General features: G+C 55.3%; 17 protein-coding genes. 9 read left to right on the forward strand and 8 right to left on the reverse strand.

The genetic code is table 11. From position 1 onward, the window contains the following. Window positions 1–43 precede the first annotated feature (43 nt). Window positions 44–1,768, forward strand: a complete 1,725-nt coding sequence (locus UTO39_RS13520; protein ID WP_320727373.1) for a lysophospholipid acyltransferase family protein — start codon at window positions 44–46, stop codon at window positions 1,766–1,768. A gap of 111 nt (window positions 1,769–1,879) precedes the next feature. On the opposite strand, the gene tauD is transcribed toward UTO39_RS13520, so the two are convergent. The 6 genes from tauD to mmuP all read right to left on the reverse strand — a co-directional run bounded on the left by tauD (window position 1,880) and on the right by mmuP (window position 7,814). Next, window positions 1,880–2,731 (reverse strand): taurine dioxygenase, encoded by an 852-nt coding sequence (tauD, locus tag UTO39_RS13525; RefSeq protein WP_320727374.1) that lies wholly within the window; start codon window positions 2,729–2,731, stop codon window positions 1,880–1,882. Next, window positions 2,728–3,555, reverse strand: a complete 828-nt coding sequence (tauC, locus tag UTO39_RS13530) for a taurine ABC transporter permease TauC (RefSeq protein WP_253540876.1) — start codon at window positions 3,553–3,555, stop codon at window positions 2,728–2,730. The genes tauD and tauC overlap by 4 nt, the downstream gene beginning before the upstream one ends. Continuing rightward, window positions 3,552–4,319, reverse strand: a complete 768-nt coding sequence (gene tauB / locus UTO39_RS13535) for a taurine ABC transporter ATP-binding subunit (protein ID WP_061099082.1) — start codon at window positions 4,317–4,319, stop codon at window positions 3,552–3,554. The genes tauC and tauB overlap by 4 nt, the downstream gene beginning before the upstream one ends. Before the next feature lie 10 nt (window positions 4,320–4,329). After that, on the reverse strand, window positions 4,330–5,292 hold the full coding sequence (gene tauA / locus UTO39_RS13540) for a taurine ABC transporter substrate-binding protein (RefSeq protein WP_320727375.1): 963 nt from the start codon (window positions 5,290–5,292) through the stop codon (window positions 4,330–4,332). A 202-nt stretch (window positions 5,293–5,494) separates the two neighbouring features. Further along, window positions 5,495–6,427: a homocysteine S-methyltransferase gene (gene mmuM, locus UTO39_RS13545; protein ID WP_320727376.1), complete on the reverse strand. Its 933-nt coding sequence runs from the start codon at window positions 6,425–6,427 to the stop codon at window positions 5,495–5,497. Further along, window positions 6,414–7,814 carry an S-methylmethionine permease gene (mmuP, locus tag UTO39_RS13550; protein ID WP_041911121.1) on the reverse strand — a complete coding sequence of 467 codons (1,401 nt, stop codon included), beginning with the start codon at window positions 7,812–7,814 and terminating at the stop codon, window positions 6,414–6,416. The genes mmuM and mmuP overlap by 14 nt, the downstream gene beginning before the upstream one ends. Window positions 7,815–8,138: 324 nt before the next feature. On the opposite strand from mmuP, the gene UTO39_RS13555 reads away from it, so the two are divergent. Together UTO39_RS13555 and UTO39_RS13560 are read left to right on the forward strand one after the other, a co-directional pair. Next, the gene (locus UTO39_RS13555) at window positions 8,139–9,248 is read left to right on the forward strand and encodes an AI-2E family transporter (RefSeq protein ID WP_320727377.1); all 1,110 of its coding nucleotides are present in this window, start codon (window positions 8,139–8,141) and stop codon (window positions 9,246–9,248) included. A gap of 113 nt (window positions 9,249–9,361) precedes the next feature. Beyond that, window positions 9,362–11,146: a diguanylate cyclase gene (locus UTO39_RS13560; protein ID WP_320727378.1), complete on the forward strand. Its 1,785-nt coding sequence runs from the start codon at window positions 9,362–9,364 to the stop codon at window positions 11,144–11,146. Window positions 11,147–11,182: 36 nt separating this feature from the next. Here the strand turns inward: UTO39_RS13560 and UTO39_RS13565 are convergent, their stop codons facing one another. Beyond that, window positions 11,183–12,082 (reverse strand): LysR family transcriptional regulator, encoded by a 900-nt coding sequence (locus UTO39_RS13565; RefSeq protein ID WP_061099088.1) that lies wholly within the window; start codon window positions 12,080–12,082, stop codon window positions 11,183–11,185. Window positions 12,083–12,180: 98 nt separating this feature from the next. Here UTO39_RS13565 and UTO39_RS13570 point away from each other — a divergent pair, with 98 nt between their 5' ends. The 6 genes from UTO39_RS13570 (at window position 12,181) to UTO39_RS13595 (ending at window position 18,283) form a co-directional block, all read left to right on the forward strand. Beyond that, complete coding sequence (locus UTO39_RS13570) at window positions 12,181–12,975, forward strand: SDR family NAD(P)-dependent oxidoreductase (RefSeq protein WP_061099089.1); 795 nt, start codon at window positions 12,181–12,183, stop codon at window positions 12,973–12,975. Between the two features lie 45 nt (window positions 12,976–13,020). Beyond that, window positions 13,021–14,232: an L-dopachrome tautomerase-related protein gene (locus tag UTO39_RS13575; protein WP_320727379.1), complete on the forward strand. Its 1,212-nt coding sequence runs from the start codon at window positions 13,021–13,023 to the stop codon at window positions 14,230–14,232. A gap of 347 nt (window positions 14,233–14,579) precedes the next feature. Continuing rightward, window positions 14,580–15,074: a molybdopterin-dependent oxidoreductase gene (locus UTO39_RS13580; RefSeq protein WP_320727380.1), complete on the forward strand. Its 495-nt coding sequence runs from the start codon at window positions 14,580–14,582 to the stop codon at window positions 15,072–15,074. A 17-nt stretch (window positions 15,075–15,091) separates the two neighbouring features. Beyond that, window positions 15,092–17,029 carry an EAL domain-containing protein gene (locus tag UTO39_RS13585; RefSeq protein WP_320727381.1) on the forward strand — a complete coding sequence of 646 codons (1,938 nt, stop codon included), beginning with the start codon at window positions 15,092–15,094 and terminating at the stop codon, window positions 17,027–17,029. Window positions 17,030–17,268: 239 nt separating this feature from the next. Next, the gene (locus UTO39_RS13590) at window positions 17,269–17,526 is read left to right on the forward strand and encodes a YjhX family toxin (protein ID WP_028012097.1); all 258 of its coding nucleotides are present in this window, start codon (window positions 17,269–17,271) and stop codon (window positions 17,524–17,526) included. 10 nt (window positions 17,527–17,536) lie between these two features. Beyond that, entirely contained in the window at window positions 17,537–18,283 is a 747-nt protein-coding gene (locus tag UTO39_RS13595) for a class I SAM-dependent methyltransferase (RefSeq protein WP_320727382.1), read from the forward strand. A 482-nt stretch (window positions 18,284–18,765) separates the two neighbouring features. Here the strand turns inward: UTO39_RS13595 and UTO39_RS13600 are convergent. After that, the coding region (locus UTO39_RS13600) for an autotransporter outer membrane beta-barrel domain-containing protein (RefSeq protein WP_320727383.1) at window positions 18,766–21,213 on the reverse strand (2,448 nt) is incomplete at its 5' end.

Genomic DNA, 21,213 nt, shown 5'->3' on the forward strand with positions numbered 1-21,213 from the left:
CTGCTCCTTCTACTGTCTTCGCAAGACGGCAGGAGGAGTAATCATGTTTAGCCTCGATAGCGTTCTCGACGATCTTTGGCCTCAGGCGAGGCCTGCACCCTGGCAAAAAAGTCTGTTAAAAAGGCTGTTTTACGAAGAAGAGTTCCAGCAGTTTGCCGCCGCTCACCGCCACCTGAAAGGACTGGATATGGTGGAGCAAGTTCTGGAGCACCTTGATATTCTCTGCACCGTTTCCGCCCGCGATCTCGAACAAATCCCCGAACATGGCCCGCTGGTCATTATTGCCAACCACCCGACAGGCACGCTGGACGGGCTGGCGCTGATGTACGCCGTCTCCCGCGTGCGACGCGACGTTAAAGTCGTGACCAACCGGATGCTGACCCACCTTGAGCCTCTCAGTTCGCTGTTTATTCCGGTGGACAATATGGGCGGCAGGACGGCGAAATCGTCTCTGGTTCAGATGGAGCAGCATCTGCAAAACGCGGGCGTGCTGATCTTCTTCCCGGCGGGAGAAGTTTCACGCCCCACGCGCAAAGGCATTCGCGATAAAAAATGGCACTCCGGCTTTATCAAACTCGCCAGCAAGCTGCGCGCCCCGCTGCTGCCGGTGCATATTCAGGCGCACAACAGCCTGCTCTTTTATGCCAGCACGCTGGTGTCGCCGACATTGTCGATGCTGCTGCTGATGCAGCAGATGTTCCGCCGCCGCCACAGCCAGCTGCCGATTAAAATCGGCCAGCAGATCGCCTGGCATCACTGGCATAGCGCCACCCTTTCGTCGCGTGAGATGGCCGAGCAGTGCCGTCAGCACGTGATACGTCTTGGCAAGGGATTGCCTGGCGTCTTCAAAACCCAGTGCGCCATCGCCCGTCCGGAAGACCGGGCCACCCTGAAACGCGAGCTGGCGCAGGCCGAGTGTCTGGGTAAAACCAGCGACGGCAAAACCATCTACCTGTGGCAGCGCAACGGGCAGGAAGAGGCGCCGCTTCTGCGCGAGCTGGGCCGCCTGCGCGAGATTGCGTTTCGCGCGGTGGAGGAAGGGAGCGGGAAACGCCGGGACACCGACAGCTACGACGACGATTATCTGCACCTGATCCTCTGGGATGAAGCGGATCTGGAGATCGTCGGCGCGTATCGCTTTATGCCGACGGCCATGCAGCTGGAAAAACGCGGCGTTGACGGGCTGTACAGCTACAGCCTGTTCCACTACGACGACAAAATGCAGGACGTGCTGGAGCACGGCATTGAGCTGGGGCGCAGCTTTATTCAGCCGCGCTACTGGGGGCGTCGCGGTCTGGACTATCTGTGGTCCGGCATCGGGGCTTATCTGGCGCGTTACCCACACTATCGCTACCTGTTTGGCCCCGTCTCCATCTCCGGCGGCTTACCGCCTGCGGCGCGGGATCTGCTGGTCGCCTTTTACCGCCTGTGGTTCCCTGCGACGCATCCGCTAGCCGCGTCACGTCAGCCGTATCCGGCGTCGTTACCGGACGTGCTCGCGCAGTTTGGCGGCGTGGACTACGTGGATGACCTGACGAAGCTGAAATCCCTGCTCGGCAATCTGGGCTGCGGCATTCCGCCGCTCTACAAACAGTATTCCGAGCTGTGCGAGCCCGGCGGCGTGCAGTTTATTGATTTTGGCAGCGACCCGGCGTTCAACAACTGCGTCGACGGCCTGGTGCTGGTGGATTTGTGTTACCTGAAGGCGAACCGCTATCAGCGGTATATTGAGGCGCATTTAACACCCTCACCCCAGCCCTCTCCCTGAAAGGGAGAGGGTGAAAACCGCACCACACAGCCCCTTGCCCTTTGTGCAGAAGGTGAAAACCGCACCGTACAGTCCCCTCGCCCCTTTGGGGAGAGGGTTAGGGTGAGGGGTTCAAGCCGCACGATAAAACGGCTTATCCCCCAAAATCGTCGCCCGCTGCATAATCCTTCGCTGCGGCAGATAGTCCGCATTGGCATAGTGCTGCGTCACGCGGTTATCCCAGATCGCCAGGTCGTTCTCCTGCCAGCGCCAGCGCACCTGAAACTCCGGCTTAGTGATATGCGCGAACAGGAAACCTAACAGCGCCTCGCTCTCTTTTTCCGCCACGTCCACAATGCGCGTTGTGAATCCTTCATTCACAAACAGCGCCTGCTTGCCCGTGACCGGATGGGTCCGCACCACCGGGTGCAGCAGCGGCGGATGTTTCGCCACCGCCTCCAGCCAGCGCTGATGTTCCTCTTCGCTTTTACGGTATTTGTATTCGGGGAACGATTTTTTGAAGTCGTGCTCCGCCCGCAGGCCGCTCAGCAGCGTCCGGAACGGCGCAGAGAGCGCCTCGAACGCCGCAATCCCGCTGGCCCACAGCGTATCGCCGCCGGTTTCCGGCAGCAGCTTCGCCGCCAGAATCGCCCCGGCGGGCGGCGTTTCGATAAAGGTCACGTCGGTGTGCCAGTTGTCGTTGTCCGGCGGGTTATCGTTGTGGGTATCCAGAACGATAATCTCCTCCACCCCTTCCGCATGCGGATAGACCGGGTGAATATGCAGGTCGCCAAAACGCAACGCCAGCGCGCGCTGCTGCTGCGGGGTGATTGCCTGCTCGCGCAGGAAAACCACCTGATGGCGCAGCACCGCGTGGTACAGCTGCTCAAACTGGTTGTCGCTCAGCGGGCGGGTCACATCCAGGCCCGACACCTGCGCGCCAATGTACGGCCCCAGCGGGGTGATGGTCAGTCGTTCACTCATTGTATTTCTCCATGCCAGGGCGTCAGGCGGCGCTGTAGCGCGCGCAGCCCCAGTTCTAATCCGAAGGCGATCGCGGCAATCACCGCAATCCCTGCCAGCACCACGTCAGTCGCCAGGAACTCCCCCGCCGACTGCACCATAAACCCTAATCCTCGCGTGGCGGCGATCAGCTCTGCCGCCACCAGCGTGGACCAGCCTACGCCGAGGCCGATGCGCAGCCCGGTTAAAATCTCCGGCAGCGCGCCGGGTAAAATCACGAACAGCAGCACCTGCGTGCGGCTGGCGCCCAGCGACTGCGCCGCACGAATGCGCACCTGCTGGGCACTCTTCACGCCCGCCAGCGCCGACATGGCAACCGGCGCGAAAATCGCCAGATAAATCAGCAGAATTTTTGACGTTTCGCCAATGCCGAACCAGATCACCATCAGCGGCAAATAGGCCAGCGGCGGCACCGGGCGGTAAAGCTCAATCAGCGGGTCGAGAATGCCGCGCACCGTCGGGCTTAGGCCCATCGCGATCCCGACCGGGATACCGATAACCACCGCCGCCAGCAGCGCCACCAGAATGCGCGTCAGGCTTGCGCCGAGATGCTGCCAGAGCGTAGCGTCCATAAAGCCCTGCGGCCCGGCGATGGTGATGAGTTTCGCCAGCACCTGCCCCGGCGGCGGCAGAAACAGCGGGCTGACCCACTGCTGGGCCGCAACCGCCCACCACGCCGCCAGCAGCACCAGCAGCGTGCCGACGCTCAACGCGAGCGGGCGCGAGAACGGCCAGCGCAGCGCCGGACGCGTGCGGCGCGTTTTTTCACTGAAGACGATGCTCATGAGAAGGCCTCCCGCTGTTCGAACACGCGGCTTAAGACGTATTCACGCTGCTCAATAAACCGCGGATCGGATTTGATGCTGCGCACGGGTTCTCCCGCGACGTAGCGACGGGCGAAATCCAGCGGCAAACGCTCCAGCACGCGCCCCGGCCCCGGTGAGAGCAGCACCAGCTCCGTCGCCATAAACACCGCCTCTTCGATATCGTGGGTAATTAACAGCACCTGCTTGCCCGTCTCATGCCACAGGCGCAGCAGCAGGGTTTGCATCTGCTCGCGGGTAAAGGCGTCCAGCGCCCCGAACGGCTCGTCCAGCAGCAACAGCTGCGGATTCGCCGCCAGCGCGCGGGCGATCCCGACGCGCTGACGCTGGCCGCCGGAAAGCTGCCAGATAAAGCGTTTTTCCGCCCCGTCCAGCCCCACTTTTTTCAGCATCGCCCGCGCGGTTGCCAGCCGCTGTTCGCGATTGATGCCCGCAAGCTGGAGCCCAAACGCCACGTTTTCCTGCACGTTGCGCCAGGGAAGTAATCCTTCGTTCTGGAAGACCACGCCGCGCTCGGCGCCTGGGCCCTCCACCTTTTTGCCTTCCAGCTGAATGGTGCCGTGCTGATACGGTACAAACCCGGCGATCAGATTCAGCAGCGTGGTTTTTCCGCAGCCGGACGGGCCGAGCACCACCAGCAGTTCACCGCTGCCCAGCGTCAGGTTGATGTCCTCCAGGGCGGGTTTACCACCGTAATCGGCATACAGGTTCGTAATGTTCAGCATGACGGACTCCTTATTTCACAAAGCGGTCGGTGACGTACTGGCTGTAATCCGCCGCCACCGCGGGCACTTTGCCCTGCTCTTTCAGGAAGGTGGCGGTATCCACAATCGCTTTGCTCACCGGCCCGTTCAGCTGCTGCACCTGCTGCGCGGGGGTCAGATAGGTATTGCCCCTCACCAGCCCCGGCACGTCCGCTTCCGGCACGCCGCTCAGGCGGGAGAGTTTTTCCAGGTTGGCGGGCTGCTTCAGCCACTCATCCGGATTGCTGATGTACGGCTGCTGGGCGTCGATCGCGCTTTTGGCGAAGGCTTTCACCACCTCAGGATGTTTCTCGGCGAAGTCTTTGCGCACTACCCACACGTCGAGGGTCGGCGCGCCCCACTGGCCCACTTTTTCGGAGTCGGTCAGCACGGTGCCGTCTTTTTCCAGCTCGTTCACTGCCGGCGCCCACACGTAGGCCCCGTCAATGTCGCCGCGCTGCCAGGCGGCGATAATCGCCGGCGGCTGAAGGTTGACGATCTGCACCTGGCCCGGCTTGATGCCCCAGTGTTTGAGCGCCGCCAGCAGGCTGTAGTGGGTGGTGGAGATAAACGGCACGGCGATGCGCTTGCCGATCAGGTCTTCCGGTTTGGTGATGTTTTTCTTCACCACCAGCGCTTCAGAGTTACCGAGCTGCGAGGCGAGCAGGAAAACCTCAATCGGCACCTGCTGGCTGGCCGCGACCGCCAGCGGGCTGGAGCCGATATTGCCGATCTGCACGTCGCCGGACGCTAACGCACGCACGACGGACGCGCCGCTGTCGAACTTGCGCCAGTCGACTTTCGCGCCGCTCTCTTTCGCAAAGGTGTTGTCCGCCTGCGCAACCTTCGCCGGCTCCGCCGAGGTTTGATACGCAACGGTAACGTCCACCGCCTGCGCCTGAAATGCCCACAGCGCCAGCGCGCCGAGAAGTGTGATTCGCGATGAAATTGCCATAGTGCCTGCTCCCCTTGTTGTTATGAGGGCAGTATTTCCGGCGCGGGAATTTTGATAAAGGAATAAAAAAGAATCGCTAATGACGATTCGTTTTTAGAAAAAAAGCGGGAAAGGATAGTCAGTATTGTGCGGTTGGTTTTTTCCCTCACCCTAACCCTCTCCCCAAAGGGGCGAGGGGATTGTTCACTGCTCGCATTAAACCTCAGCGCTGCGCGTTCAGCTCCGCAATATCCTTCGGCGTGGTGCGACAGCATCCGCCGATTAACTTCGCTCCCGCCGCCAGCCACTGCGGCAGATACCCCGCCAGCGTCTCGCACGCTTCGCCGTGGTGGTGCCAGGTTTTGGTTACCGCATCATAATGCTCGCCCGAGTTCGGGTAGACCACCAGCGGCAGCGGCGTCAGGCTTTGCAACTGCTTCAGCGCCGCCGTGGTGTTTTCCAGCGCGATACAGTTGATGCCCAGCGCGACAACCTGCGGATAGCCCTCCAGAGAAGAAACCACCTCCCGCAGCGGCGTGCCGTCGCTCAGGTGCTCGCTGTCTCGCAGGGTGAAGGAGAACCACGCCCGGGCGCGGGGATACGCCGTCAGCAACGCGGCCAGCGCCTTTATTTCCGTAAACGACGGCAGCGTTTCGCAGGCCAGCAGGTCTGCACCCGCGTCCAGCAGCGCCTCCACGCGCGGGCGGTGGAATTCTGTGAATTCTTCGGCACTGCGCACGTAGTCGCCGCGATACTCTGAGCCATCCGCCAGATACGCGCCGTACGGCCCAACGGAGCCCGCTACCAGCAGCGTGCCCGCGTGCGGGTTTTCCGCCAGGTACGCTTCGCGCGCCTTACGCGCCAGCTCCACGCTTTTGCCAATCAGCGCGCGGGACTGCGCCTCGTCCAGCCCACGTGCCGCAAAGCCCGCAGGCGTGGCCTGGTAGCTGGCGGTGATCGCCACCTGCGCGCCCGCGCGGTAGTAATCAAGATGCACTTCGCGGATAAGATCCGGGTTTTCCACCAGCACTTTGGCCGACCAGAGGCTGTCAGCAAGGTTACAGCCGCGCGCTTCCAGCTCCGTTGCCATTGCGCCATCCAGCACCACAAACGGCTGTTTTTCAAAGATGGCGGTAAGCGGATTATTCTGCGACATGTTCAGGCTCCTGCGATGTCATATTTCGGGTCAGATAGTAGGCACCATAACACAGGGCGACGAACGGAAGCCCGCAATAAAGGGCAATGCGCTGGCTGGGGTCAAACCACAGGCCGACGCAGGCCACCACGCAGAGGATAAAACCGAGCACCGGCACCAGCGGATACCACGGCGCGCGGTACTGCAGCGCAGAGAGCGGCTGGCCGGACTGCAGATGGCGACGACGGAAGACGAAGTGCGACGCGCAGATGCTGATCCACACCGCCACTACCGCAAAGCCAGAAATGGCCGAGAGCGCGACAAATACCGTGTCCGGGGCCACCACGCTTGAGAACAGCGCCAGCACGCCGCCGAGCATGGAAACCGAGAGCGCCGTCAGCGGCACGCCGTTTTTGTTCACGCGGGCAAAGCAGCGCGGGAGCGTTTTCTCATTCGAGAGCGACCACAGCATGCGGCCAGACGCGTACAGCCCGGAGTTCGCCGCCGAGAGGATCGCCGTCAGGATCACGAAGTTAAAGATATCAGCCGCATAAGGAATGCCTACCTTCTCAAACACCAGCACGAACGGGCTCTTTTCCACGCCCGCCTGCTGCATCGGGATCAGCGCCGCCAGCACAAACACGGTGCCGATAAAGAAGATGATCAGCCGCGCGATGGTGGTGCGGATCGCAACCGGAATGACCTTGTGCGGATTTTCGGTTTCACCCGCCGCGATGCCGATAAGCTCGGTCCCGGAGAAGGCAAAGTTCACCGCCACCATGGTCATCAGGATCGGCAGGCCGCCGTGCGGGAACCAGCCCTCGGCGGTGAGGTTACTTAAGCCCGGCGCGGGTGAACCGTCCTGCATCGGGATGAAACCAAAGACCGCCGCCCCGCCGAGGATGATAAAGGCGATGATGGTGATGACCTTCACCAGCGAGAACCAGAATTCCCCTTCGGCAAAGAAGCGCGTGGAGATGACGTTAAGGCCGAAAATCACCACGCAGAAGACCACGCACCACGCCCAGACGGGCACCTGCGGAAACCAGTACTGCATGCAGAACCCTGCGGCGGTAAAGCTCGACCCGAGCGCCACCGTCCAGGTGAGCCAGTAGAGCCACGCCACGGTATAGCCCGTCGCCGGGCCAAGATAGCGGGCGGCATAGACGTGGAACGCGCCGGTTTCCGGCATCGCCACGGAGAGCTCGCCCAGACACTGCATCACCAGCCAGACCACCAGCGCGCCGATCAGGTACGCCAGCAGCGTGCCCGCCGCACCGGTGGTGGAAATGATGTATCCGGTATTGAAGAATAACCCTGTCCCAATCACGCCGCCCAGCGAGAGCATAATCAGGTGGCGTGTTTTCATGGTGCGCTTAAGCTGTCCATTTTCTTGTTGTGTTTGCATATTACCTTCTATACGTATGGACATCTAAACATCCAAAGAAGGTGTTATACCGCGATTGTTAATAAAAAGCTAGATGACCAGACGCAAACGTGCGCGCCGCGCGCTGAGTCTGGGGTGGGTTGTGAGAATCACATAAAGAATGGGACGCCAGGCCATAAGCACCTCCACAAGCAGATACTCACAGCATGGTGCGGGAGCGTGCGATTTACGGTCAGTCGAAAGTGCTAAATTCATACCGCGATATTGCTCCACTGGCCGCCGGGTTGGTAATTCTCGCAATCGGTTCTATAGTCGTCACAGTTTCTTAGTAACCAGGACTGACTGATGCGCTTTAACGGACTGACCAAAGGTTTCTTTATTTTCATTCTCGCCCTTGTGACCTGGGCCTTCTTCGACGTGCTGTCGCCCTACTTCTCCGCGATACTGTGGGCCGCTATTCTGACCGTCATTTTCAACCCGGTAAAAAACAAATTGCGCGCCGCGCTGGGGGATCGCAACGGGCTGGCCTCGCTGCTGACGATTGGCATTATCTGCCTGATCGTCTTCATCCCGCTGATGGTGATCCTCTCCTCGCTCGCCATTGAGCTGAACGTGGTTTACACGAAGCTTCAGGAGAACAACACCCAATTCCCGGAAGTGGTGGCGAGCATCTTCAACCACCTCCCGGACTGGGCCAGCGGCTTCCTGGCGGATCATAACCTGACCAACGCGGCGCAGATTCAGAAAAAACTCTCCGACGTCGCGCTGCAGGGCGGGCAGTATCTGGCGGGCAGCGCGTTCCTGATCGGCAAAGGGACGTTTGGCTTTGCGATTAGCTTCGGCATCATGCTTTATCTGCTGTTCTTCCTGCTGAAGGATGGGCCGTATCTGGTGCGCCAGATCCTCGACTCCCTGCCGCTGTCTGATTTCGTTAAACAGCACCTGTTCGCCAAGTTCGTCGGCGTCTCCCGGGCGACGGTGAAAGGTACGGCGGTGGTGGCCGTCGTTCAGGGCACGCTCGGCGGGATCGCGTTTGCCATCGCGGGCATCGACGGCAGCGTGCTCTGGGGCGCGCTGATGGCGTTCCTCTCGCTGGTCCCCGCCGTCGGCTCGGCGATTGTCTGGGTGCCAGCCGCCATCTACCTGTTCGCCACGCACCAGTTCTGGCAGGGGCTGTTTATTGTTGGCTTCTTCGTGATTATTGTCGGGCTGGTGGACAATATCCTGCGTCCGCTGCTGGTGGGGAAAGACACCAAAATGCCGGACTACCTGATTTTGATCACTACCCTCGGCGGTATGGAGCTGTACGGCATTAACGGCTTTGTGATTGGGCCGCTCATTGCCGCGCTGTTTATCGCCTGCTGGAACCTCTTCTCCGGCCGCGATCACGAGGGCAATGCCGAAGAGCTGGACGCGGATTTCATCGAAGAGGGAAAAAACTCTCCAGATTTGTAATAACGGGCGTTCTGAAAGGCGGCACTGTGCCGCCTTTTTTTTCGCCCTGAATCAGAGGTTTTCTATACTTTGATAAGTACGCTTTTCCATTTTGTCGTAGAGGAAACCATCAGGTGCGAATCGCCACGATCACAAACTGGGCTTACGGGGTCACGGTATGCCTGACCATTGCCTCCGGCATCGTCATGCTGATGGCTTCCCATGCCGACAACATAGAACGTGAGGCCGTTAAACAACGACAAACCTTTGATCAGCTTACGGAAGAGATTGAAATAGACACCTGGATGCTCTCTGATCTGGCGCGACTTTACGCCATCAAAAAAGAGCCTGATGTGCTGGAAAAATATCAGGCAAAAGAAGCTGAACTGAAGAATATTGAACATACGCTGCAACAGCTCAAAAACACGGGGGCATCGGGTGAGGAGCTGGCGCTGCTGTATGACGGACTGAAGATTGTTGACGAACTGCAGGATGAGCAGCAGGCAGCCATTGACGGCATCGCCCGCGGCGAGGAACAGCAAGCCGTTGCGCTACTCTTCGGTAAAAGTTATGAACTGGAACTAGAGCGGGCGCAGAGTAATATCGACCGCTTTCGCATGCTGCTGGACAAACGCATTATTGCCGACGTGCAGGCTGCCACCAGAACGTCAAAAGCGCTTCGTACAGCTTCTGAGGTGATGGTCGGACTGACTGCCGTGCTCTTCCTGTTTGTGATGGGCTTTATCCTCAAGCGCCGCGTGCTGCGTCCGGTGGTACGCCTGAGCGACGTGGTTCACCGTCTGGCATCACAGGATTATGCCGTCGAACCCCCGAATTTCACCCAGGTTGATGAGATAGGCGATATGGCTCAGGCCATCCGCATCTTCCGCGAAAATGGCCTTGCGCGGCAGCGCCTGGAAAAAGAGCGCGATGCCGACTGGGCCATCCGCGAGCTGCTGGCGCGCATGACGCAGCGGCTGCAGGGGTGTGAAAATTTTAAAGACGTGATTAACGTGGCGGAGCAGTTTGCGCCCAATATCGCGCCGGGGATAGCGGGCCGGATCTACGTTTTCGATCGCGATCCGTGGCAAATGCGCTGCGTCGCCCAGTGGCTTTCACCGGCAGATGATGAGACCACGTTCCACCCCGATGCGTGCTGGGCCGTGCGTCGCGGTCAGAGCCACCCGCCGGTTAACGGTGAGCCGGATGTCGCCTGCTATCATCTCCCGGCGTCACAGGCGGACAGCGCGCTGTGCGTACCGCTTATCGCCCAGGGCGAGGCCATTGGGTTGCTCTCGTTCCAGAACATCACCCCGGAAAATGCCCCTGCACGCGCGTATCTGGAACTGATGGCCGAGGCGCTCGGACTGGCGCTGGCGAATCAGCGCCTGCGCGACGCGCTGCTGGAAAAAGCCTTGTTTGACCCGCTTACCGGCCTGCGTAATCGTCATCATCTGGAAGACACCCTGCACACGCAAATGACGCAGGCCGTGCGCAACGGCGAGCCGTTAAGCTGCATGATGGTCGATATCGATCACTTCAAGAGCATTAACGACCGCTTTGGCCACGAGGCTGGCGATCAGGTGATCAAAAACGTGGCGTCGATTGTTCAGCGGGCCGCGCACGACGGCGGGCTGGCGTTCCGCTACGGGGGCGAGGAGTTTCTGGTTCTGCTTCCCGGTGCCGGCGAAGCAGAGGCGCACGCCTGCGCCCTGAAGATTTACACCGACGTGCATGGTCTGTCGCTTCGCTACGGGCTGACCGAGATTGGTCCGGTGGATGTCTCGATTGGTATCGCCAGCTATCCTGCGCATGCCGAGAGTGACAACCTGCTGCGCGCCGCGGACGTGGCCCTGTACCGGGCGAAAGAGCTGGGACGCTCGCGAATCGTGAGTTTTGGGATGCTGGAGACGGGTTAAGAATAAGACGCTTTTTTCATGACGGAGACACCCGCGTCATGGTTCCGTGGTCAGAAGATCGATCATGGCCCGGGTGGCTGCCGACTGACGTCGGTGTGGCGCATAAATCAGCGAGAAAGGCCGCGAACGTCCGCGCAGTTGCGGGAGCACCTCAACGAGCTGGCCGCGCTGTATCCGCTCACGAACGATGAATTCATAGCTCTGACAGATCCCCATCCCGCATTCAGCCAGCGATACCACGCCAAGAACATCATCTGACGTTTCGATGGTGGAAGCCGGCAGCCAGTCCACATCGCGTTCGCCCACGCGAAATACCCAGGGGGCAATGCGGCCCGTACGCGGCATGATAAAAGGCAGACACATATGCTGCTGCAGTTCATCCAGCGTTTGCGGCATTCCCATCCGCTGAAGGTAAGCGGGCGAGGCGACCAAAAGCAGTGCCGCATCCTGCAGTTTACGCGCGACGAATCCACTGTCAGGCATCTGACCCAGACGAATAGCCAGATCGAATCCTTCGGCGATCAGGTCTACGTTGCGATTGGTGATGTTCAGCTCCACCTTAACGCGCGGATAGTGCCGGGAAAAGCGAGCCAGCAAGGGCGGCAGGCAATAGTGTCCGAACGTGGTCGGGACGCTGATCCGTACCCGGCCGGTCAGATCGCCCTCCTGCCCCCGGCCATCGCGTTCGGCCTCATCAAGCAGGGAAAAAGCAGAACGCGCCTGCTCAAGATAAATCCGTCCGGCTTCCGTTAGCCCCACGCGGCGTGTGGTGCGTTGTAATAGCTGTCGTCCAAGACGCACTTCAAGGCGGGACACCGCGCGGCTCAGGACTGAGGGGGTGGTTGAAAGGGCAACCGCAGCCGCGGTAAATGAGCCATGTTCAACGACAGTAATGAAGACTTCAACATCGCCGAGATAATCGAATTTTCTGCTCATTTTGCTCTTTCAGGAACAAATGTTTTTCAATTTCGCTAATTTATCTCCGATTGGGCGATGAGTAAAGTGACCGCACTCATCACCAAAAGGCAAAAATTATGGATCTTCAACTCACTGGTAAGACCGCACTTGTCACTGGAGCTACCGCAGGAATTGGGCTGGCTATCGCCAGCACGCTGGCGCGCGAAGGCGTTGCCGTGACGATTACCGGACGCGATCGGGAAAAATTACAAAATGCAGTATCGAAAATAACCCACGCGGCTCCCCAGGCGCAGGTATCCGCCGTTGTCGCCGATCTGGCGAGCGCTGAGGGTACAGAAGCGCTGTTCAAGGCCTGCCCGGATACCGATATCCTTATCAACAACCTGGGCTTTTATGAAGCCAGAGCCTTCGCCGACATAACCGACGAAGAGTGGCTGCGTATGTTCGACATTAACGTGATGTCCGGGGTGCGTCTTTCCCGCCATTACTTCCCACGCATGCTTGCCCGCAACTGGGGCCGGGTGATTTTTATGTCCAGCGAAGTGGGGGCTTTCACGCCGCCTGACATGGTGCATTACGGCGTCAGCAAATCGGCTCAACTGGCCGTATCGCGAGGAATGGCCGAGCTGACGAAGGGCACGGGCGTGACGGTCAACAGCGTACTACCTTCCGCAACCCGCTCTGACGGCATCATCGACTACCTGCGCCAGACCGCCCCCAAACCGGGCATGACAGACCAGGAGATCGAAGCGCATTTCTTCCAGACCTACCGCCCCAGTTCGCTGATCGCGCGAATGATCGAGGCTGACGAGATAGCCGCTATGGTCGCGCTGCTGGCAAGCCCACTCGGCGCAGCGTCTAACGGAGCTGCGGTACGCGTCGAGGGCGGCACGTTCCGCTCCATTCTTTGATACCGGATTAAGAAGCCGCTTCTTACTCTCTTCACCGGAGCATGTATGTCCCAATCTACCCGTACTTTCTCCGCCATTGCGATGGCGGCATTGTTCTCTTTCGCAAGCTGCGCCAGCGCGGCAAATCAGCTGCCTCTTGAACGCTGGCGCAGCTATTCAGGCGTAAGCTGGGATTCACCGGATAACGGGCAGCCGGCGCTTTTTTCCGGGTCGGTTAATGCCCCAATCGCCGGTATTCACTTTGATGCAAAGGGCCGCGCCTTTGTCAGCACGCCGCGACTGGTTTCGGCCAGTGCGCCCGCCACGTTAAGCATTCTGGATACCCGCACGCAGTCGGGCCCCGCGCGCCTGACGGCATTTCCGTCCCGCCAGGGTAATGCGGTAGATTCTGCTCCCGACCGGAACCTGCGCAACGTGCTCGGCTTTTATGTTGATCGTAAGAACGGCTGGTTATGGGCGCTGGATATGGGGTTCGTCGCGGGAGAAGCGGAATCCCCCGCAGGCTCGCAGAAACTGGTCGTGCTGGATCTCGACTCGGGCCGCACGGTTAAACGGATCCCCCTGGACGGCGTGGCTGACCGTAAGGCGAGCTTCCTCAATGATGTCATTGTCGATGAGGATCGTCGTATCGCATACATATCCGACAGCGGATCGCGAAGTGCGCCTGAAAACCGCGTTGGTCTGATCGTTGTGGATTTCACCACCGGTACAGCCCGACGCGTGCTGGATCGCCACCCTGCCCTGCAGATTGAACCCGGCGTAAAAGTCGTCTCCCACGGTGCGGAAGTGTGGCCGGGTAAACCGCTGCTGATTGGCATCAACGGGATTGCGCTTTCTCCCGATGCAGAGACATTGTACTGGACGGTAACAACGGGAACACATGCGTACGCGCTCCCGACCGCCGCTCTGAAGCAGCAGGGCTCAACCGATGCGCAGATTGCCGGGCAAATTCAGAATCTGGGTACGGTGGGAGGTAACACGGACGGTCTGGTGACCGATGCAAAGGGCAACCTCTATATTACGGACGTCACCCGCAACGGCATTGTCCGGTATGATCCGAAGACCCGTACAATGTCGCTTATTGCTGCAAATGAAGCCGTACGCTGGCCAGACACGCCGGCTATTCGTCCGGACGGTGACCTGATCTTCACCTCAAGCAGCCTTAATGACCACTTTGCTGGCGCGGTCAAACCCGGTCATGAACGCTACGAGCTATGGCGTTTGCCGCTCAGTGCTTCACCGGGCACGAAAAAGTAACGGTGCACTACGCTGGACAACCGCTAAATATGACGACGCCGCCCATTGGGTGGCGTTTTTTTTACCTGTCCATCACAGGTACATTCTTCGAGGTGAGGAAATAACGCTCAATTAAAACGATCGTTTTTTAAACGTAAGAGAGTTTATTCAAGTAAGTGTAGCGTGCCTCAAAAAAAAGAGGCGTTGTATGTGATGCAAATCACTCTTCCAGAACCACATAACACATTGATTTAATTGAACTTACATCTCATGTGAGTACAGAAGTAATAGCGACTCAATAAAATACATAAACTACTGTGATAACTAAATTATAATTCATATACTTCTGTGCAAAAGTGGAGGCCATAATGCGAATAATCCTAATGCTGGTATGCTGTCTGGTTCAGAGTTTAGCCTGGGCGGGTGAACTGCCGAAACCCACGGGAAAACCTATTTTGACGATTTACGGGAATATAGAAAATACTAACGAAGACGGAAAAGCAGTGTTTGATCTCGCAAGCCTTGAAAAACTCGGGATGGTGAGTTTCGAGACGACGTCTCCCTGGTATACGGGCCGAACGAAGTTTGAGGGTGTTCCAATGAACAAACTCATGGATTATGTTGGAGCAAAGGGTTCTGTCGTTAATGTTATTGCCCTTAACGATTACGCTACCGCTATTCCTCTCAGCGATTTTAAAAAATATAACGCGATTCTTGCCTTAAAAATTAATGGCGAATATATGCGTATCCGCGATAAAGGCCCATCATTCATTGTATACCCTTATGACAGTCTTCCTGAGTTGAATAATCAAATTTATTACTCGCGTTCAGCATGGCAGGTTAGCAAAATGAAGATTGAATAGCAGTTCAGGAGAACATAATGAACAGGATACTGGTTGGTATCATTTTTTCTCTTTTTATCACGACGGGATATATTGCATTTCTTGTTTACGATCGTCAGCAAGAGCTGCAAAAACTGACTCACTACACTGAGTCCTGGTCCGTGGCTCAACTGGTATCTGAGTATTACCGATTTGAATCATGGCTTGGTCTATACGCAACCGATACCGATGACGTTACGATAGACCAGGCCCGCATGCGTCTCGAAATAATGCTTAGCCAGGGTGAGTTACTGAACGGGGGAGATTTAGGCCGCTATATTGCGAGCGATAAAACGCATCAAGAGATCGCTGCACGTCTGAAAGAAATACTGGCGTATCTGGACAGCAACCTGGAAAAAATGAGCCATGCAGAGTTAAAAACGTACCTGGCATATATGCACCAGCTCGATGCGCCGCTCAGTCAACTCTCTTCGACCGCCTTAACAAAAGATATTAACACGATTAATGAATCCAACCATAAAATACAGATTCTTTATTATATCTATTCTGCACTTTCGTTACTCCTGGTGATATTAAGCTTTATTCTGGGGTTCTTAATGATCTATCAGAATAAAAATATTCTTAAAGCCCACATGCAGGTTAAAACCCTCGCTGACGAACTTCAGCGGTCAAAAGAGACGCTGCAAATACAGAATTCGAAGCTGGAATACGATGTGTATCATGACTCCCTCACCGGAATGAAAAACCGTCTATTTTTCTGGGACGACCTTAATAAAATTAACCTTCAGGCGGATAAAAACCATACCCCTGTCACGGTGATGTTATTTGATTTAGACCGGTTCAAAGAGGTCAACGATACCTATGGCCATGACGCCGGCGATTTACTGTTGAATCAGGTATCCCGACGGCTTACCTCAATGAGTAACGCGACGGACACGTTTTACCGCCTGGGCGGTGACGAGTTTGCACTTCTCTCCAGTGGCCTGACCGAGAGCGCAGCGGTGTCGCGCGCCAAAGAGATCAGCGCTCACATCAGTCTGCCCTATACGATCAATAATCAGCTGATAAAAATTGCTACCTGTGTCGGTATCGTTTTATCTGATAATGAACGGCGCTCTGATTATCTCTATAAATTTGCCGATCTGGCCCTCTACGAAGCCAAAAAAGAGGGCTCCCAGCAGATAAAAGTCTTTCGTCAGTGGATGCTGCAGAAGCTGCAGGAAAGCAGAACCCTTGAGCATGATATGGCTCTCGCGATCGACAACCATGAATTCGTTGTTTATTACCAGCCTATTGTCGATTCATTCAGCAATGAAATTTACGGCTATGAAGCGCTTATTCGCTGGATGCACCCGGTGAAGGGGATTTTGTCACCTGATTACTTTATTTCTGTTGCTGAAAAAACAGGAATGATCAACGAGATCGGCAAAAATGTGCTGGAACTTGCCTGCCGGGAGGCGGTTTCCTGGGCGGTTCCGGCCAGAATCTCGGTAAACGTTTCCCCTGTTCAGCTGGGTACTAAATCATTTACTGCGATGGTTCAGTCCATCCTGAAAGAGACGGGCCTGCCGGCCAGCCGCCTTGAGCTGGAAGTTACGGAGTCTTCGCTCTTCAGTGACAGCAACACGCCGCTCACTATTCTTAAAAAGCTCAGATCGCTGGGGGTAAAGATCTCCATTGATGATTTCGGAACGGGTTATTCCTCGCTCTCAAGGCTGAGTGAACTCAATTTTGATAAAATTAAAATTGATAAATCCTTCGTGAATCCAATATCCACACAAGACGACGCGCTTAATATCGTTAAACTGATTACCGGCATGGCGAAGAGCCTGAATATGCGGGTCATTGCAGAAGGTGTGGAAACCGAAGCGCAGCTTGAACGGCTTCAGGCGCTGGGCTGCGATCTCGTGCAGGGCTATCTTTTCGGAAAGCCGCAGGCCGAAATCGACAGAAAAATAAAAAACGGTACCGTGTGATCCTACCGGGATCACACTTTTCAGCCCTGGGTATACACATACAGTGACCCGATGTTATCATTCACCCCGTAAATACCTTTCAACTCAATCCGAGGCTTTGATGCTGGAGAATGTAATCATCCGATAATCAGCTCCCCGACCTTTTCAGGCCGGACTGATTATCAATGCGCTGAAATCGAATGCGGACACCGCTGTGTGTTTGCACGTTTTGCACATGATGATTAAACAGGTTTTCCAGTATGAATTTATCCCGTCAGGAACAGCGTACCTTACACGTTCTCGCCAAAGGTGGCCGTATTGTGCACGTCCGCGATACGTCCGGCCGCGTCACCGCCGTTGAATGCTATAGCCGCGAAGGTCTGCTGCTCAGCGACTGCACGCTCGCCGTCTTCAAAAAGCTTAAAACCAAAAAGCTGATCAAATCCGTTAACGGTCAGCCCTACCGCATCAATACTACCGGGCTGAACAACGTCCGTGCCCAGCCTGATAATCGTTAAGGAGAGGATAATGGATATCCCACGTATTTTTACCATTAGCGAAAGCGAACATCGCATTCATAACCCCTTCACGCCAGAAAAGTACGCAACGCTGGGGCGAGCGTTACGCATGAAGCCAGGCGCACGCCTTCTCAATCTCGGCAGCGGTTCGGGAGAGATGCTCTGCACCTGGGCACGCGATCACGGGATTACCGGTACCGGCATCGACATGAGCCCGCTCTTTACCGCGCAGGCAAAGCGGCGCGCAGAGGCGCTCGGCGTCAGCGAACGGGTCCATTTTATGCATAACGACGCGGCAGGCTACGTCGCGGATGAGCAATGCGACGTGGCGGCCTGCGTTGGCGCCACGTGGATTGCGGGCGGCGTTGCCGGGACGATGGACCTGCTGGCACAAAGCCTTAGGCCCGGGGGAATCATGCTCATCGGTGAACCTTACTGGCGACAGGTTCCCGCAACGGAGGAGACGGCTCGGGCTTGCGGCGTCTCCTCCACCGCAGACTTTCTCACCCTGCCCGACCTTGTCGCGTTTTTCGATCGCCAGGGCTATGACCTGGTCGAAATGGTGCTGGCAGACAAGGAAGGCTGGGACAGATACGAAGCCGCGAAATGGATGACAATGCGCCGCTGGCTGGAGCAAAACCCCGACGATGATTTTGCACAGGAGGTGCGCGCGGAGTTGACGATAGCGCCTAAGCGCCATGTGGCTTACACAAGGGAATATATTGGCTGGGGCGTGTTTGCGTTAATTGCACGATAGGAAAGAGTGGCGGTATAGACTGAAGGGGCTATACCGCCATTTAGCACACAACACACAGTATTGTGAACGCCTCGCTACGTCCGAAGGATAAATCCCCGCTTTCAAACAGACCTGATGGTGCGGTATAAAAACTGCTTGTTCTAATCGATGGTAGTCACACCGATGGGACTGTTCACGATAGCTATTCTTTAAAGATATCCGAATGCCCTAAAATGAAGGCGCAAACTGCAGCAAAGCGTTGCAATACGTCTCGATCCCTCCCCCCCCGCAAGTCTTTACGTCTGGATAAAGAAGTACGAGTCGGACTCTTCCAATAACAAAGAACCGTAAGATACTCATGCCGGCATCCGCCGACCCCAGTATGAGCTGGAGCGGATGGCTGACAAACTGGACATTTAAAAAAACCGTCGCGACGTACAGAAAAAGCGTGGATATCGAATACACTACGATATCCACGATTAATCCTGAAATGAGGTATAATGTTAAAAACTATATCCGAGATTCAACGCTCCTGAGAAACTCTTATATCCCTGACTACCATTTTGATGAACACCTTCTACAGAAAGCGTGAAGTTATCAGTGATATTTCCAGTAATTCCGATCCGCATATCGAGCACATCTTTTGCTCCCTCAAATCCAATTTTTGTACTATCCATCTGTACGGTGTCTCCATCGGATTTACTAATCCAGTTTGCTTCTAAATACGGTACAATGCTACTTTTCCCTGTAGTATGTACTTCATAGCTGAATCTACTACCCAGACGATAGGTTGCGCTACCCTTATCTGTTTCAATACGGGTTCCATTTTTCTCTCGGAATGTATCACTTTTAATATTATTCCATACAATTTGCGCGTTTGGAGTTATGGTTAACCTGTCGTCAAGTTTCCATATGAACCCGCCTTCAACTGAACCGCTGAGTCCAGCACTGGTGTACTTTTCAGTATTAAGGTCATCCCCGTTTACCTTATTTGTGAAATGATTATATAACAACCAGGATTCAAGGTAAGCGCTGCCGTTATCTGAAATATCGCTACTCCAGTTAGTATAAATCCCACCGCTGTATCCCGTAACACTTCCTTCAGATTTATAACCGTTTATGCGTGACTGACTTTTACTGTTTTGTCTTCCATAACCCGACATGATCCCCACATTAAACAAACCATGAACAGGACTTTCATACGATAGTAAATGCCCTCCTAATTGCACTGTATAGCGAGAATAGCTGTTGTCGAGTTGGCCTCCTGCCGCATCGAAATCGGTATCAAGACCGGTTTGACGTAGCCATAACCCAGAGTCTTCAGAAGCCACCGTTCTATAACCTTGCGAGACATTTGCTCTGCGCCGGTCTTTGTAGCGGGTAGTAAACATATCGGTTGCCATGATGTTTGCAAGGTAACTACCGCCTTCAGGTCGAATAACCTTATTTGCTTCCGGGAAGGTCACATCCGGTGGCGTTACGTCCGGTGGCGTTACGTCCGGTGGCGTTACATCCGGTGGCGTTACATCCGGTGGCGTTACGTCCGGTGGCGTTACGTCCGGTGGCGTTACATCCGGTGGCGTTACGTCCGGTGGCGTTACGTCCGGTGGCGGCGATGACGTATCTATACTCGTCAGATGCCAGTCTTTACCGTTTTTAGCACGTTGTAGTGAATAGTCCCATGCACCCGCGACAATACGTTCTTTTTGAATAAAGTCACCTTCTGATGAACCCGCTACGGTAATCAATGGAATACCATTAAGAGTTTCCGCACCTTTTCCCCCCAGGTTATTTACAATGACCTGTGTTGTGCCGTAAGTGCTTCCCTCTACGATTAACATGTCAGTAAGAGAGTCGTCCCCTGCAAGCTGAGTGTTGAAACTAAGTGTGCCGTTATTACCGTTATAATCCCCCAGAACAGTCAACTGCCGACCAACGGCATCATCACTAAACATCACATCACCAGTATTATTAAGGGTCTCCAGGGTTGTGTTCGTATCAAGTTGCCAATTACCACCTTCATTTATGGTCATCTGGCGTACGTTTTCTGCCCTCCCCTGGAGGCTACCGCCGGTATTTAGTGTCACGTCAACATTACGTGCTGCCGAAATAATATCGCCGCTGACCGTGCTGTCCGTAACAGAGAAATGAATTGTCTGATCGCTGTTACTGCTTTCGCTCTTTAATAACTTGTTATTTTCACTTACTAGTTGTGTACCACTGTTAATAGCAATATCAACATCAGATTGAAAATCTTGAGCAATAAGAAATAATGCGTCACTTGCATACAATTCGCTGCCACTTATATTTACCGAACTGGTGGGGCGGATATTATCTTCAAAAGCTATTGTATTATCAAAATTAATCGCATGACTCGTGGCACCAGTGGCTGCTCCCTTGACTTCGGTAAGTGACATGTCTACAGCCTGATTCGTTCTGATTAATGACGCATTTTCACCTTCAGTACTAAGGATGGTAGAGTCGATATTCAATGAAGTCTTATGAGCCCCGAAGGCTTTAATATAGAGCGAATCACTTCCAACACCATGCGTAATCAAAGCCCCTCCGCTTATTTCTGCATAATGCCTACCCATATTATATTTTTCAAAATCTGCCAATAGCAGAGCGAAAGAATAATCCCCAGATGTTTCAATAATACTATTTTCCAATAACGTATTTCGGCTATTCTGCCCTTCATGGGAAAGCCCAACGCCGTGATCACCAGAAACAGAAATAGATGAATCAATTAGCGTAAGTGTATTATCGAAATGACGTAAAGCATAACCGTACTCATACGAGTCTGCATGAGCACGTGTTAGGTTTAAATTGATAACACTATTAGTAATTTTGCCATCAGAGTCATACGCATGGATTGCGTTGGCATTACCAGCAGCATTAATAATCATGCTATCAAATTCATAAATACCAGGCAATTCGGATGAATAATGTAT

It is taken from the genome of Enterobacter sp. 118C5 (genome assembly GCF_034107645.1).
Lineage (GTDB): Bacteria > Pseudomonadota > Gammaproteobacteria > Enterobacterales > Enterobacteriaceae > Enterobacter > Enterobacter nematophilus.